Source organism: Streptantibioticus cattleyicolor NRRL 8057 = DSM 46488 (assembly GCF_000240165.1).
Lineage (GTDB): Bacteria > Actinomycetota > Actinomycetes > Streptomycetales > Streptomycetaceae > Streptantibioticus > Streptantibioticus cattleyicolor.
This window is the reverse complement of record NC_017586.1, coordinates 5,657,485-5,671,409: the sequence shown is the minus strand read 5'-3', so window position 1 is coordinate 5,671,409 and position 13,925 is coordinate 5,657,485. Positions and strand designations below refer to the sequence as shown.

The 13,925-nt window shown below is 74.7% G+C and carries 14 protein-coding genes; 4 read left to right on the top strand and 10 right to left on the bottom strand.

Annotation, left to right across the window (positions count from 1 at the left end; all coding sequences use genetic code 11):
• Positions 1-109 precede the first annotated feature (109 nt).
• The gene (locus SCATT_RS24880; RefSeq protein WP_014145962.1) at positions 110-802 is read left to right on the top strand and encodes a lysophospholipid acyltransferase family protein; all 693 of its coding nucleotides are present in this window, start codon (positions 110-112) and stop codon (positions 800-802) included.
• A 56-nt stretch (positions 803-858) separates the two neighbouring features.
• Here the strand turns inward: SCATT_RS24880 and SCATT_RS24875 are convergent, their stop codons facing one another.
• The 6 genes from SCATT_RS24875 to SCATT_RS24850 all read right to left on the bottom strand — a co-directional run bounded on the left by SCATT_RS24875 (position 859) and on the right by SCATT_RS24850 (position 7,332).
• Positions 859-2,400 carry an MFS transporter gene (locus tag SCATT_RS24875; protein ID WP_014145961.1) on the bottom strand — a complete coding sequence of 514 codons (1,542 nt, stop codon included), beginning with the start codon at positions 2,398-2,400 and terminating at the stop codon, positions 859-861.
• Positions 2,397-2,945 carry a TetR/AcrR family transcriptional regulator gene (locus tag SCATT_RS24870; protein WP_014145960.1) on the bottom strand — a complete coding sequence of 183 codons (549 nt, stop codon included), beginning with the start codon at positions 2,943-2,945 and terminating at the stop codon, positions 2,397-2,399. Before SCATT_RS24870 ends, SCATT_RS24875 begins: the two co-directional genes overlap by 4 nt.
• A 174-nt stretch (positions 2,946-3,119) precedes the next feature.
• A complete protein-coding gene (gene argH, locus SCATT_RS24865; protein ID WP_014145959.1) occupies positions 3,120-4,544 on the bottom strand; it encodes an argininosuccinate lyase in 1,425 nt (474 codons plus the stop codon).
• A gap of 117 nt (positions 4,545-4,661) precedes the next feature.
• Entirely contained in the window at positions 4,662-5,033 is a 372-nt protein-coding gene (locus tag SCATT_RS24860; protein WP_014145958.1) for a DUF488 domain-containing protein, read from the bottom strand.
• A gap of 32 nt (positions 5,034-5,065) precedes the next feature.
• On the bottom strand, positions 5,066-6,553 hold the full coding sequence (locus SCATT_RS24855; RefSeq protein WP_014145957.1) for a sensor histidine kinase: 1,488 nt from the start codon (positions 6,551-6,553) through the stop codon (positions 5,066-5,068).
• Positions 6,550-7,332, bottom strand: a complete 783-nt coding sequence (locus SCATT_RS24850) for a response regulator transcription factor (protein WP_014145956.1) — start codon at positions 7,330-7,332, stop codon at positions 6,550-6,552. The genes SCATT_RS24855 and SCATT_RS24850 overlap by 4 nt, the downstream gene beginning before the upstream one ends.
• Positions 7,333-7,479: 147 nt before the next feature.
• Here SCATT_RS24850 and SCATT_RS24845 point away from each other — a divergent pair, with 147 nt between their 5' ends.
• From SCATT_RS24845 to SCATT_RS24835, 3 genes are read left to right on the top strand one after another with little or no spacing between them, the layout of a single operon-like run.
• On the top strand, positions 7,480-8,856 hold the full coding sequence (locus SCATT_RS24845) for a ferredoxin reductase family protein (RefSeq protein ID WP_014145955.1): 1,377 nt from the start codon (positions 7,480-7,482) through the stop codon (positions 8,854-8,856).
• 11 nt (positions 8,857-8,867) lie between these two features.
• Positions 8,868-9,305, top strand: a complete 438-nt coding sequence (locus tag SCATT_RS24840; protein WP_014628645.1) for an FMN-binding protein — start codon at positions 8,868-8,870, stop codon at positions 9,303-9,305.
• Entirely contained in the window at positions 9,302-10,120 is an 819-nt protein-coding gene (locus SCATT_RS24835) for an FAD:protein FMN transferase (RefSeq protein ID WP_014145953.1), read from the top strand. Before SCATT_RS24840 ends, SCATT_RS24835 begins: the two co-directional genes overlap by 4 nt.
• Here SCATT_RS24835 and SCATT_RS24830 read toward each other — a convergent pair.
• Genes SCATT_RS24830 through argJ form a run of 4 tightly spaced genes read right to left on the bottom strand, consistent with a single transcriptional unit; the run spans position 10,111 to position 13,887 of the window.
• Positions 10,111-10,638 carry an arginine repressor gene (locus SCATT_RS24830; protein WP_014628644.1) on the bottom strand — a complete coding sequence of 176 codons (528 nt, stop codon included), beginning with the start codon at positions 10,636-10,638 and terminating at the stop codon, positions 10,111-10,113. The genes SCATT_RS24835 and SCATT_RS24830 overlap by 10 nt on opposite strands.
• Positions 10,639-10,643: 5 nt before the next feature.
• Complete coding sequence (locus SCATT_RS24825; RefSeq protein ID WP_014145951.1) at positions 10,644-11,837, bottom strand: acetylornithine transaminase; 1,194 nt, start codon at positions 11,835-11,837, stop codon at positions 10,644-10,646.
• On the bottom strand, positions 11,834-12,736 hold the full coding sequence (gene argB, locus SCATT_RS24820; RefSeq protein WP_014145950.1) for an acetylglutamate kinase: 903 nt from the start codon (positions 12,734-12,736) through the stop codon (positions 11,834-11,836). Before argB ends, SCATT_RS24825 begins: the two co-directional genes overlap by 4 nt.
• On the bottom strand, positions 12,733-13,887 hold the full coding sequence (argJ, locus tag SCATT_RS24815; RefSeq protein WP_014145949.1) for a bifunctional glutamate N-acetyltransferase/amino-acid acetyltransferase ArgJ: 1,155 nt from the start codon (positions 13,885-13,887) through the stop codon (positions 12,733-12,735). The genes argB and argJ overlap by 4 nt, the downstream gene beginning before the upstream one ends.
• Positions 13,888-13,925 lie beyond the last annotated feature (38 nt).

Genomic DNA, 13,925 nt, shown 5'->3' with positions numbered 1-13,925 from the left:
CACCGGTAGCCGCGGGTAAGGTCCCGTCTGAAGTCGGCTCCGGGCCGCCGCGCCGCCCGTCCGACGCCGTTCCCGCTGCCGCATGGCCGACCACCGACCGGAGGGCCCGTTGACCCGCATCCTGCTCAAGGCGCTGCTCGGACTGCTCATGCGCGTCCTGTTCCGCCCACGGGTAGAGGGTGCCGCGAACGTCCCGGGCACCGGGCCGGTGATCCTGGCCGGCAACCACCTGACGTTCATCGACTCGATGGTGATGTCGCTGGTGGTGGAGCGCCCCGTGTACTTCATCGGCAAGGACGAGTACGTCAAGACGCCGGGGCTCAAGGGCCGGCTGATGGCGTGGTTCTTCACCTCCTGCGGGATGATCCCGGTGGACCGGGACGGTGCGCACGGCGGGGTGGCCGCGCTGATGACCGGCCGCCGGGTGCTGGAGGAGGGCAAGGCGTTCGGCATCTACCCGGAGGGCACCCGCTCCCCCGACGGCCGGCTCTACCGGGGCCGCACCGGGGTGGCCCGGCTCGCCCTGATGACCGGCGCCCCGGTGGTGCCGGTCGGGGTGATCGGCACCGACCGCATCCAGCCGTCCGGCGCCGGCCTGCCCCGGATCAGCTCCTTCACCGTCCGCTTCGGCGCCCCGCTGGACTTCTCCCGCTACGAGGGCATGGACCGCGACCGGTACGTGCTGCGGGCGGTGACCGACGAGGTGATGAGCCACGTGATGCGGCTGTCCGGCCAGGAGTACGTGGACGTCTACGCCACCAAGGCCAAGGCCGCCGCGAGCGACCACGACAAGGCGGCGTGACCTTGAGCGGCGGGGCCGGGTGAGTGCGGGAACCCCGTGCTCGCCCGGCCCCGTCCTCACTCCCCCGGGTGGTCTTCGAGCCGCTGTCCGCGCAAGCCCCGCCAGGCCCACAGGGCGGCCAGCAGCAGGACGGCGGCGCCCACCCCGGAGGCCACCCGCAGCCCGCTGGTGAACGCCTCGCGGGCGGCGGTCAGCAGCGCCTGGCCCAGGTCGGCCGGGAGCGTCCCGGCGGCCTCCACGGCGCCGGCCAGTGACTGACGCGCCTGGTCGGCGGCGGCGGCCGGGACGCCGGAGGGCGCCGCGATGCCGGAGTAGAACCCGGTGACCACCGAGCCGAGCAGGGCGATGCCGAGCGCGGTGCCGAGTTCGTAGGCGGTCTCGGAGACCGCGGAGGCGGCGCCGGCCTGCTCCTTGGGCACCGAGGAGAGGATCACGTCGGCCGTGACGGTGAACGAGAAGCCGGCGCCCACCCCGAGCACCAGCAGCACCACGCCCAGCAGCGGGTAGCCGGTGTGCGGGGTGACGGCGGTCAGCGCCGCGAGGGCCGCCCCGATGGCGGCCAGGCCACCGGCCACCACGGCCCGTACCGACCAGCGGCGGGCCGCCTGGCCGGCCAGCAGCCCGGTGACCACGGCCCCCAGCGTGGCCGGCACCTCGGCGAGCCCGGCCTGCAACGGCGAGCGGTGCTGGACCAGTTGGAGGAACTGGGAGAGGAAGAAGATCATCCCGGCCATGCCGAGCACGGTCATCAGGTCGGACAGGACCGAGGCGGTGAAGCCCCGGTGCCGGAAGAGCCGCATGTCCAGCAGGGGCGCGTCGATGGTGAGTTGGCGGCGCACGAACGCGGTGAGCGCCAGCGCCCCGGCCACCCCGGCCACCACCGGTCCCGGCCGCACCCCGTAGGCGGCGGCCTCCTTGACCGCGTAGACCACCCCCACCATCCCTACCAGGGAGAGCAGCACGCTGGGCGCGTCCCACGGGCCGGGCGCGGGGTCGCGCGACTCGGGCAGCAGCCGGACGCCGAAGAGGATCAGCACCGCCATCACCGGGATGTTGATCAGGAAGACCGAGCCCCACCAGAATCGTTCCAGCAGGAAGCCGCCGATGACCGGGCCGACCGCGGCGCCGGCCATCGAGGCCGACCCCCACACCCCGATCGCGAACGAGCGCTCCCGGGCGTCGCTGAACAGGTTGCGGATCATCGCCAGGGTGGAGGGCATCAGCGTCGCCCCGGCCACCCCCATCAGCGCGCGGGCCGCGATGAGCATCGCCGGGCCGCTGGCGTAGGCGGCCACCATGGACAGCAGCCCGAAGGCGGCGGCCCCGCCGAGCAGCAGCTTCTTGCGCCCGATGCGGTCGCCGAGGCCGCCCATGGAGACCAGCAGTCCGGCGATGACGAACGAGTAGACGTCGCCGATCCACAGCAGCTGGGTGGAGGAGGGCCGCAGGTCCTCGCTGAGGAACGGCATGGCCAGCGCCAGCACGGTGGCGTCCACCGCGACCAGCAGCAGCGCCAGGGTGAGCACGCCCAGCGCCCACCAGCGGGCCGGGTGCGGCGGCGCGGGGGCGGCCGGGGCGGTCATGGTGCGCGGGGTCATGCGGGCTCCCGCAGCATGCCGCCCAGGAGCAGGTCGCCGACGAGCCGGGCGCCGTCCCGGGCGGCCACCTTGCCATCCTGGACGCACCAGCCGGAGGCGGCGATCAGCGCGTAGAGCGCCTCGCACAGCCAGGCCGGGGTGAGGTCGTAGCGGAACCGGCCGGCCTCCTGGCCGCGGCGGAACAGGGCGCCGACCCGCTCGTCGATGCGGGCCCACCCCTCGGCCATCTCCGGCAGGTCGTAGAGCTGGTTCTCGCCGTAGAGGAAGGCGAGGAAGCCGGAGATGGGCACGGCCTCCCGGATGAGCCGGCGCACCGCCTCCTCCGGGTCGCCCTCCTCGATCCGGGCGGCGTCCAGGCACTCCTCGGTCTGCTCGATGCCGAGCGTGCCCAGCGCCCGGACGAGCGCGTCGCGGCCCGGGAAGTGGCGGTGCAGGGTGGCCCGGCTGATGCCCGCCGCCCGGGCTATCTCGTCCATCGACGCGGTGGCCCGCCGGGTCAGTACGGCCGCGGCGGCCCGCAGCACCTGCTCACGATCGAAGCTCATGAGACAAGGGTAATCCCGTTGAGACACCACTGTCTCATCAGCACAGTCCATGGCGCATCGCCGCGCGGTCGGTCCCGGGCCGGCACGCCCGGTGGTGTGTCCGCCGGATACGCCCAGGGCCCGGCCGTCCTCCCCTCACCGGGGTAACGGCCGGGCCCTGGGCCACGACACGGGTCAGCGCTTGGCGCGGGCCCAGGCGAACTGGGCGGCGAGGTCCTCCTTGACCTCGGCGAGCTGCACCGCCACGGCGACCGGCGCGGTGCCGCCCCGGCCGCTGCGGGCCGCCAGCGCGCCGCGGACGTCCAGCACCTCGCGGACCTCGGGGGTCAGGTGCGGGGAGATCGCCGCGAACTGCTCGTCGGTCAGCTCGTGCAGCTCGATCCCGGACGCCTCGCAGACCTTGACACACTCCCCCGCCACCTCGTGCGCCACCCGGAACGGCACGCCCTGCTTGACCAGCCACTCGGCCACGTCGGTGGCGAGCGAGAAGCCGGCCGGGGCCAGCTCGGCCATCCGTTCCCGGTTGACGGTCAAGGTGGCCATCATCCCGGTGAACGCCGGGAGCAGGACCTCCAGCTGGTCGCAGGAGTCGAAGACCGGCTCCTTGTCCTCCTGCAGGTCGCGGTTGTAGGCCAGCGGCAGCGCCTTCAAGGTGGCCAGCAGCCCGGTGAGGTTGCCGATGAGCCGCCCGGACTTGCCGCGCGCCAGCTCGGCGATGTCCGGGTTCTTCTTCTGCGGCATGATCGACGAGCCGGTGGAGAAGGCGTCGTGCAGGGTCACGAAGGAGAACTCCTTGGTGTTCCAGATGATCACCTCCTCCGCGATCCGCGACAGGTCGATGCCGATCATGGCGGTGATGAAGGCGAACTCGGCGACGAAGTCCCGGGAGGCGGTGCCGTCGATGGAGTTGGCCGCGCTGCCGTGCTCGAAACCCAGGTCGGCGGCGACCGCCTGCGGGTCGAGCCCCAGCGAGGAGCCGGCCAGCGCCCCGGAGCCGTACGGGGAGACCGCGGTGCGCTCGTCCCACTGGCGCAGCCGTTCGGCGTCCCGGGAGAGCGCCTGGACGTGGGCGAGGACGTGGTGGGCGAAGAGCACCGGCTGGGCGTGCTGGAGGTGGGTGCGGCCGGGCATGACCACGTCGGCGTGGACCTCGGCGAGGCCGACCAGCGCCTCCTGGAGTTCGGCGATCAGTCCGCCGATGATCCGGGCGTGGTCCCGCAGGTACATCCGGAACAACGTGGCGACCTGGTCGTTGCGGGAGCGGCCGGCCCGCAGTTTGCCGCCGAGTTCGGGGCCGAGGCGCTCCAGCAGTCCGCGCTCCAGCGCGGTGTGCACGTCCTCGTCGGCGATGGTGCCGGTGAACGAGCCGTCGGCGACGTCCGCTTCGAGCCGGCCGAGGCCGGCCAGCATCCGGGTCAGCTCGTCCTCGGTGAGCAGTCCGGCAGCGTGGAGCACCCGGGCGTGGGCCCTGGAGCCGGCGATGTCGTAGGGGGCGAGCCGCCAGTCGAAGTGGACCGAGGCGCTCAGCTTGGCCAGGGAGTCGGCCGGTCCGTCCGCGAACCGGCCGCCCCACAGGCGTACGTCCTGCTGCTCGTTCACTAGGTCAGCTCCCGCTTGGACTGGTCGGAGGTGCCGGGCCGCGCAGCGCACCCATGCGTTGGATGGCATAAGTATGCATGACGCCGTATGAGAATCAAAGCCGGCCCGCGCGGTGCCTCAGTGGCCGTCGCGTACCACCTCGGCGAGGACCGGCGCCTGGGAGCGGTCCACGTCCCGGGTGGCGGTCAGCAGGGTCAGCGGGCCGTGCCGGGCGAGGTCGCGCAGGTGGTGGACGGCCTCGCGGTGGGCGTCGTCGGAGAGTTCGGCGCGGTAGCGGCGGCGGAACTCCTCGTAGCGCTCGCTGTCGTGCCCGTACCACTTGCGCAGTCCGGTGGAGGGCGCCGCGTCCTTGGCCCACTCGTCCAGCGCCGCCCGGTCCTTGGCCACACCACGCGGCCACACCCGGTCGACCAGCACCCGGGTGCCGTCCCCCGGCTGCGGGTCGTCGTAGATCCGGCCGACGCGTACCTGCGGTTTCCTGGTGGCCATCGGTGCCTCCCGGGATCGGCGTACTTGTCCCTCTACGGCACCGTAACGCGGTCCTCGCCGTGCGGCAGGCAGACGGTGAAGACGGCGCCCGCGGGGGTGCTGTCGACCGCCACCGAGCCGCCGTGCGCGGCGGTGACGGCGGCCACGATGGCCAGGCCCAGCCCGGCGCCGCCGCCGGTGGCGTGGCGGCGCAGCTCGGCGCGGACGAAGCGTTCGAAGAGGGTGTCGCGGGCGGCCTCGGGCACCCCGGGCCCGTCGTCGCGCACGGTGAGGGTGACGCCGTCGGGGGCGTCGCGTAGCCGCACCTCCACGGTGGTGCCGGGCGGGGTGTGGACGCGGGCGTTGGCCAGCAGGTTGGCCACCACCTGGTGGAGGCGGTGGCGGTCGCCGGCCACCGTGACCGGCTCGGCGGGCAGGTCGAGCGTCCAGCGGTGGCCGGGGCCGGCCACCCGGGCGTCGTCGGTGGCGTCCAGCACCAGCCGGGTCAGGTCCACCGGTCGGCGCTCCAGCGGCCGTCCCGCGTCCAGGCGGGCGAGGAGCAGCAGGTCGTCGACCATCTCGCCCATCCGGGCCGACTCGGCGGCCACCCGTTCCATGGCGTGGGTGATCCGCGGCGGCACCGGGCCGGGGTGGCGCAGCGCCAGTTCGGCGTGGCCGCGGATGGAGGCGACCGGGGTGCGCAGTTCGTGGCTGGCGTCGGCGGCGAACCGGCGCAGCCGTTCCTCGCTGGCCTGCCGGTGGGTGAGCGCGTTCTCCACGTGGCTGAGCATCAGGTTGAACGCGGCGCCGACCCGGCCCACCTCGGTGCGCGGATCGGCGTCCGGCACCCGCTCCGGGAGCATCACCGCGCCGCTGGCCAGCGGCAGCCGGGTCACCGAGGCCGCGGTGGCCGCCACCCGGCTCAGCGGACGCAGCGACCAGCGCACCCATACCGCCCCGGCCACCCCGGCCACCAGCAGCACCCCGCCGAAGACCGCGGCGCCGACCAGTTCCAGCCGGTGCACGGCGGCCTCCACGCCCTCCAGCGGCAACCCGGTGACCAGCACGTCGCCGTCGTGGCCGGCGACCGCGGCGAGCCGGTAGTGGCGCAGCCGCGACAGGCGGACGTCGTGGCCGCGGCCGTCGACCGGCAGGGCGGCCAGCGCGGCGGTGTCGGACCGGTCCAGGACGACGCTGGTGTCGGTGCCGGAGCGGACCACCGCCACGTCGGTCACCCGGCCGGCCACCAGGCGGGCGCCGAAGGTGCCGGGGGCCTGCCGGCGGGTGTCGGGGGAATGGACGCCGCCCGCGCCGCCGTCCGCCGGATCGCCCCGCCCGCCGTGCTCCAGGCTGGCCGGGAACCGTCCGCCGGCCTCGGCGAGCTGCTGGTCGAGGCGTTCGGTGAGGAAGCCGCGGACCGCGACCACCGCGGCCACCCCGACCGCGGCGCAGCCCAGCGCGAGCAGCACCACCAGGCCGAGGGTGAGCCGGGCCCGCAGGGTGCGCGGCCACAGTCCGGCCGGGGCGGTACGGGGGATCACGGGCGGGACGCCTCCGGGGCGGGCTTGAGCACGTACCCCGAGCCGCGCACGGTGTGGATCATCGGGGCGCGCCCGGCGTCGATCTTCTTGCGCAGGTAGCTGACGTACAACTCCACGACGTGTGCCTTGCCGCCGAAGTCGTAGGACCACACCCGGTCGAGGATCTGCGACTTGCTGAGCACCCGGCGCGGGTTGCGCATCAGGAACCGCAGCAGTTCGAACTCGGTACGGGACAGCTCGATCGCCTCGCCGCCCCGGGTGACCTCGCGTGCCTCCTCGTCCATCGCCAGGTCGCCGACGACGAGCAGCGGGTCGGCGAAGTCGCCGGTGGCCCGCCGCCGGGCGAGGCCGGCCCGGCGCAGCAGCCCGCGCACCCGGGCCACCACCTCCTCCAGGCTGAACGGCTTGGTGACGTAGTCGTCGCCGCCGGCGGTGATCCCGGCCACCCGGTCCTCGACGGCGTCGCGGGCGGTGAGGAAGAGCACGCACACGTGCGGCTGGAGCGCCCGCAGCCGGCGCAGCACCTGGAAGCCGTCGAGGTCGGGGAGCATCACGTCGAGTACCACGGCGTCGGGACGGGTGCGGGCGGCCAGGTCGAGCGCGGTGGCGCCGTCCCCCGCCACGGACACCTCCCACCCCTCGTAGCGCAGCACGCCGCCGAGGACCTCGGCGAGGTCGGGTTCGTCGTCCACCACCAGGACGCGTACCGGGGAGCCGTCCTCGCGGGTGAGCGGGGCGGCGGTGCGGGGGGCGGCGGGGGTGGGAGCGGGGTTCGTCATGGTTCTTCCAGAGTGGCGCGGCCGTTTCTGAGTTCGCTGTGAAGCGGGTGGCCGCGGGCCGGGTTCAGAGCTGTCTCAGAGCTTACGGCGGCACAGTGGCGGCCCGGCCCCGGATCCGGTGGGGGCCGGCCGGCGAAGGAGGGCCCCTTGAGCACCACGTACCACCGGCCCCGGACGGGGCGCCCGCACGCCGCCCCACCGCCGCCCCGGCCGCAGCGCTCCCCCGCGCCGGCCGTGCTCGCCGCGCTGTACGCGGGGGGCGCGGCGGTGCTCGCCTCGTGGTGGACGAGCACGCCCACGGTGACCGGGGCCGGGGGGTGGCTGACCGGGGCGGGCCGGATCGCCGGGCTGCTGGCCGGGTACGCCTGCGCGGTGCTGGTGGCGCTGATGGCCCGGGTGCCGGTGCTGGAGCGCCGGGTGGGCAGCGACCGGGTGGCCCGCTGGCACGCCGCGGCCGGGCGGTGGACGGTCTGCCTGGTGGCGGCGCACGCGGTGGCGGTGCTCGCGGGGTACGCGGCCCAGGACCACCGCGGGGTGGCCGGCGAGGCGGTGGACGTGGTGTTCCACTACCCGGACATGTTGATCGGCACGGCGGGCGGGGTGCTGCTGATCGCCGTGGGGGTGGTATCGGCCCGCGCGGTGCGCCGCCGGGTGAGCTACGAGACCTGGTACCACCTGCATCTGCTCACCTATCTCGCGGTCTTCCTCGCCTTCTTCCACCAGGTGTCGCTGGGTGCCCAGTTCGCCGGGGACGCCACCGCGCGGGTGGTGTGGTGCCTGCTGTACGGCGGGGCCGGGGCGCTGGTGGCGTGGTACCGGGTGTGGACGCCGGTGCGGCTCAACCGGCGGCACCGGCTGCGGGTGGCGGCGGTGGTGCCGGAGGCGCCGGGGGTCTGCTCGGTGGTGATCCACGGTGAGCGCCTGGCCGAACTGGGCGCGGAACCGGGGCAGTTCATGCGCTGGCGGTTCCTGTCCGGGCGGCTGGCCGGGACGTCTGCGCCGTACTCGCTGTCCGCGCCGCCCCGCGACGACGCCCTGCGGATCACCGTCAAGGCGGTCGGCGGGCACAGCGCGGCGGTGGCCGGGCTGCGGCCCGGCACCCGGGTGTGGGCGGAGGGACCGTACGGCGCGCTGACCGCCCGGCGGCGTGCCCGGCACAAGGTGGTGCTGATCGCCGGGGGCGTGGGGGTCACCCCGCTGCGGGCGCTCTTCGAGTCGCTGCCCGCCCGCCCCGGTGACCTGACGCTGCTGTACCGGGCGCGCGAGGCCGAGGACCTGGCGCTGTGGCCGGAGCTGACGGCGATCGCCGAGGCCCGCGGGGCGCGGGTGCTCCCGCTGCTCAGCGGCGCCGACGCCACCCGCGGTGTGCTCACCCCCGACGGGCTGCGCGCGCTGCTGCCCGACATCGCCGCCCACGACGCCTACCTGTGCGGGCCGCCGGGGCTGATGGCCGACGCCCACGCGGCGCTGCGCTCGGCCGGGGTGCCGGGCCGCCGCATCCACCACGAGTCCTTCGAACTGTGACGGGGAAGACCATGACCAGGAATCCGCTGCGCCGCATGACGCTGGGGGCCGCCGCCACGGTCGGCGGGATCGTGCTGCTGCTGGCGCTCAAGCCGCACTCCGCGCCGGCCCCGGCGCTCGCCGCCGACCCGGCCCCCGCCGCCGCGGGGCCCTCCGCGTCCGCCCGTCCCACCGGCACCCGCACCGTCACCGGGGACGCGATCGACACCCGGTACGGGCCCGTACAGCTGAAGGTGGCGCTGACCGACGGCCGGATCACCGCGGTCACCGCGGTCCAGATGCCCTCGGACAGCCCGCGGGACCAGGAGATCGCCTCCTACGCGGTGCCGCAGCTGACCCGGGAGGCGATCACCGCGCAGAGCGCCCGGATCGACGCGGTCTCCGGGGCGACGTACACCAGCGACGGCTACGTCCGGTCGCTGCAGAGCGCGCTGGACCGGGCCCGGTGAGCGAGTCGGGCGGCGGCTGGCCGCGGCTGCGCCACGCCGAGCCGGTGATGGGGACCGTGGTCTCCTTCGCCGTGGCGGTGGACGGCGGCACCCGGATACGGGCCCGGGTGCGGGAGGCGATGGAGCAGGCGGTGGCGTTCCTGCACCGGGCGGACGCGGTCTTCTCCCCGTACCGGGCGGACAGCGACGTGACGCGGCTGGCCCGGGGCGAGGTCACGGTGGAGGGGTGCGCGCCGGAGGTGGCCGAGGTGCTGGCGCTGTGCGAGCGGGCGTCGCGGGCCACCGGCGGCTGGTTCAGCACCGGTTACGCCGGCGGCCTGGACCCGACCGGGCTGGTCAAGGGGTGGGCGGTGGAGCGGGCGGCCCGGATGGTCGCGGCGGCGGGGGCGCGCGGGGTGTGCGTCAACGGCGGCGGGGACGTGCAGTTGCTCGGCCGGCCCGGCCCCTGGCAGCCGTGGCGGGTCGGGGTGGCCGACCCGGCGCGGCCGGAGCGCACCCTGGCGGTGGTGGCCGCCGCCGGTGAGCTGGCGGTGGCCACCTCCGGCACCGCGGAACGCGGCGAGCACGTGCTGGACCCGCACACCGGCGAGCCCCCGGCCGGCGCCCCGCTCTCGCTCACCGTGGTCACCCGTTCCCTCACCGACGCCGACGCCTGGGCCACCGCGGCCTTCGCGATGGGGCCGCGGGCCCGGCGCTGGGTGGAGGACCACCCGCGCGCCGAGGCGTTCGCGGTGAACCGGGACGGCGGCACCTGGCGCACCGGCGGTTTCCCCGGCGGGGTGCCCGCGGTGCGGCCGGCGGCGGCTCAGCGGTGACGTTCCGCCAGCTTCAGCAGGTGTTCGGCGAGCGCCTGGCCGCCGGCCGGGGCGCGGCTGATCAGCAGGACGGTGTCGTCGCCGGCGATGGTGCCGAGGATGTCGTGGACCTCGGCCTGGTCGATGGCGGAGGCGAGGAACTGGGCGGCGCCGGGCGGGGTGCGCAGCACCACCAGGTTGGCCGACGCCTCGGCGGAGATCAGCAGTTCGCCGGCGAGGCGGGCCATCCGCTCCTCCTTGACCGACTCGCCCAGCGGGGCCATCGGGGTGCGGAAGCCGCCCTCCGAGGGGACCGCGTAGATCAGCTCGCCGCCGGCGTTGCGGATCTTCACCGCGCCCAGTTCGTCCAGGTCACGGGAGAGCGTGGCCTGGGTGACGCTGAGCCCGTCGTCGGCGAGCATCCGGGCGAGCTGGCTCTGGGAGCGCACCGGCTGCCGGTTGAGGATGTCCACGATCCGGCGGTGCCGCGCGGTTCGGGTCTGCGGTACGGCCGGGCCGCCCTGCTGCGCCTCGGTCATCGTCGTCATTCTCCGGATCGTGGGTCACCGCCGCTTGCGTCGAGGACGGCCGGGAGCGCCTTGAGGAAGGTGTCCACCTCGTCGTCGCCCAGGTTCAGCGGCGGTGCCAGCCGTACCACCTCGGGTACGGCGGCGTTCACCAGGAGACCGGCGTCCTGAGCCGCCGCCTGCACCTGGGGTGCGCGGGGCTCGGTCAGCACGATACCCAGCAGCAGCCCCGCACCGCGTACCCGGTCGATCAACGGGTGGCCGATCGCCTCGATCCCGGCGCGCAGCCGCTCGCCGGTGCGCCCGGCGTGTTCCAGCAGCCCCTCGGCCTCGATGGTGTCGAGAACGGCGAGGGCGGCGGCGCAGACCACCGGGTTGCCGCCGAAGGTGCTGCCGTGCTGGCCGGGGGTGAACAGGTCGGCGGCGGGGCCGAAGGCGAGGGTGGCGCCGATCGGCAGGCCGCCGCCGAGCGCCTTGGCGAGGGTGACCACGTCCGGCTCGACGCCCTGGGCCTGGTGGGCGAACCAGTGGCCGGTGCGGCCGACGCCGGTCTGGATCTCGTCCAGCACCAGCAGGGTGCCGGTGGCCCGGGTGATCTCCCGGACGGCGGCGAGGTAGCCCTCGGGCGGGACGACGACGCCGTTCTCGCCCTGGATCGGCTCGATGAAGACGGCGGCGGTCTCCTCGGTGACCGCGGCGCGCAGCGCGTCGGCGTCCCCGTACGGTACGTGGGTGACGTCGCCGGGGAGCGGCCGGAACGGGTCCTGCTTGGCGGGCTGACCGGTGAGCGCGAGGGCGCCCATGGTGCGGCCGTGGAAGCCGCCCTTCGTGGCGACCAGGTGGGTGCGTCCGGTGCGCCGGGCGATCTTGAACGCGGCCTCGACCGCCTCGGCGCCGGAGTTGGCGAAGAAGACCCGCCCGGGGCGGCCGGCCAGCCGCAGGAGGCGTTCGGCGAGCGCCACCGGCGGTTCGGCGATGAAGAGGTTGGAGACGTGGCCGAGGCGGCCGAGCTGGGCGGTGACCGCCTCGGCCACCGCCGGGTGGCCGTGGCCGAGCGCGTTGACCGCGATGCCGCCGGTGAGGTCCAGGTATTCCTTGCCGTCGGCGTCCCACACCTTGGCGCCGGCGCCGCGCACCAGCGGCAGGCGCGGGGTGCCGTAGTTGTCCATCAGCGCGTGCTGCCACCGCCGGGTGACGTCGGCGTTGCTCATCCCTGCTCCCCCTTGTGATCGGGCACCACCATGGTGCCGATGCCCTCGTCGGTGAAGATCTCCAGCAGGATCGCGTGCTGGACGCGGCCGTCGATGACCCGGGCGGTGGTGACGCCGTTGCGCACCGCGTACAGGCACCCCTCCATCTTGGGCACCATGCCGCTGGCCAGGTCGGGCAGCAGCTCCTCCAGTTCGCTCGCGGTGAGCTGGCTGATGACCTCGTCGCTGTTGGGCCAGTCGGCGTAGAGCCCCTCGACGTCGGTGAGGACCATCAGCGTCTCGGCGCCGAGGCCGGCCGCGAGCGCGGCGGCGGCGGTGTCGGCGTTGATGTTGTAGATGTGGCCGTCGTCGGCGCTGCGGGCGATGGAGGAGACCACCGGGATGCGGCCGTCGTCGAGGAGGGCCTCGATGGCGCCGGTGTCGACGGCGGTGATCTCGCCGACCCGGCCGAGGTCCACCTGCTTGCCGTCGATGCGGGCGTACCGCTTGGTGGCGCTCATGGTGTGGGCGTCCTCGCCGGTGAGGCCGACGGCGAGCGGACCGTGCCGGTTGAGGAGGTTGACCAGTTCGCGCTGGACCTGGCCGGCCAGGACCATCCGTACCACGTCCATGGCCTCCGGGGTGGTGACCCGCAGTCCGGCCTTGAACTCCGACTCCAGCCCCATCCGGTCGAGTTGGGCGCTGATCTGCGGGCCGCCGCCGTGCACCACCACCGGGCGCAGTCCGGCGTGCCGCAGGAAGACCACGTCCTGGGCGAAGGCGGACTTGAGGTCGTCGTCGATCATGGCGTTGCCGCCGAACTTGATCACGACGGTCCTGCCGTGGTGGCGGGTGAGCCAGGGCAGCGCCTCGATGAGGATCTGCGCCTTGGGCAGCGCGGTGTGTTTGCGGGTCGTCATGAGCTGTAGGCGCTGTTCTCGTGGACGTAGTCGGCGGTCAGGTCGTTGGTCCAGATCACCGCGGAGTGGTCGCCGGCGGCGAGGTCGGCGGTGATGCGTACCTCGCGGTAGCGCATGTCGACCAGGTCGCGGTCCTCGGCCGCGCAGCCGTCGCGGCAGACCCAGACGCCGTTGATGGCGACGGCGAGGCGGTCGGGGTCGAAGGCGGCGGAGGTGGTGCCGATGGCGGCGAGGACGCGGCCCCAGTTGGGGTCCTCGCCGTGGATGGCGCACTTGAGGAGGTTGTTGCGGGCGATGGTGCGGGCGACGTCGACGGCCTCCCGCTCGGTGGCGGCGCCGGTCACCTCGATGACGATGTCCTTGGAGGCGCCTTCGGCGTCGGCGACCAGCTGCCGCGCGAGGTCGGCGCAGACGGTGCGGACGGCCTCGGCGAACGCGGTCTCGTCCGGGGTGGTGCCGGCGGCGCCGGAGGCGAGCAGCAGCACGGTGTCGTTGGTGGACATGCAGCCGTCGGAGTCGACCCGGTCGAAGGTGGTGGCGGTGGCGGCGCGCAGGGCGCGGTCGAGGGTGGCGGCGTCCACGTCGGCGTCGGTGGTGAGGACCGCGAGCATGGTGGCGAGGCCGGGGGCGAGCATGCCGGCGCCCTTGGCCATGCCGCCGACCGTCCAGCCGTCGCCCTCCACGACCGCGGTCTTGTGCACGGTGTCGGTGGTCTTGATGGCGATGGCGGCCTTCTCGCCGCCGTGCGCGGACAGTTCGGCCGCCGCCTTCTCCAGCCCGGTGAGCACCTTGTCCATCGGGAGCCGGACGCCGATCAGCCCGGTGGAGGCGACGGCGATCTCGCCGGCGCTGTGGCCGTCGAGGATCCCGGCGGCCTTCTCGGCGGTGGCGTGGGTGTCCTGGAAGCCCTGCGGTCCGGTGCAGGCGTTGGCGCCGCCGGAGTTGAGGACGACGGCGGAGACCTGCCCGCCGGAGACGACCGTCTGCGACCACAGCACCGGTGCGGCCTTGACGCGGTTGCTGGTGAAGACCCCGGCGGCGGCCAGCCGGGGGCCGTTGTTGACCACCAGGGCGAGGTCGGGGGCGCCCGACTCCTTGATCCCGGCGGCGATCCCGGCCGCCGTGAAGCCCTTGGGTGCGGTGACGCTCACCGTGTTCCTCCGTTCGCCGCGGTGCGGCGGTCGTTCGT

Excerpts from the sequence above, each read along its gene's own strand:
- SCATT_RS24875 (WP_014145961.1), bottom strand. The coding sequence starts at position 2,400 with ATGACCCCGCGCACCATGACCGCCCCGGCCGCCCCCGCGCCGCCGCAC.
- SCATT_RS24870 (WP_014145960.1), bottom strand. The coding sequence starts at position 2,945 with ATGAGCTTCGATCGTGAGCAGGTGCTGCGGGCCGCCGCGGCCGTACTG.
- SCATT_RS24860 (WP_014145958.1), bottom strand. The coding sequence starts at position 5,033 with ATGGCCACCAGGAAACCGCAGGTACGCGTCGGCCGGATCTACGACGAC.
- SCATT_RS24850 (WP_014145956.1), bottom strand. The coding sequence starts at position 7,332 with ATGACGAACCCCGCTCCCACCCCCGCCGCCCCCCGCACCGCCGCCCCG.
- SCATT_RS24840 (WP_014628645.1), top strand. The coding sequence starts at position 8,868 with ATGACCAGGAATCCGCTGCGCCGCATGACGCTGGGGGCCGCCGCCACG.
- SCATT_RS24830 (WP_014628644.1), bottom strand. The coding sequence starts at position 10,638 with ATGACCGAGGCGCAGCAGGGCGGCCCGGCCGTACCGCAGACCCGAACC.
- SCATT_RS24825 (WP_014145951.1), bottom strand. The coding sequence starts at position 11,837 with ATGAGCAACGCCGACGTCACCCGGCGGTGGCAGCACGCGCTGATGGAC.
- argB (WP_014145950.1), bottom strand. The coding sequence starts at position 12,736 with ATGACGACCCGCAAACACACCGCGCTGCCCAAGGCGCAGATCCTCATC.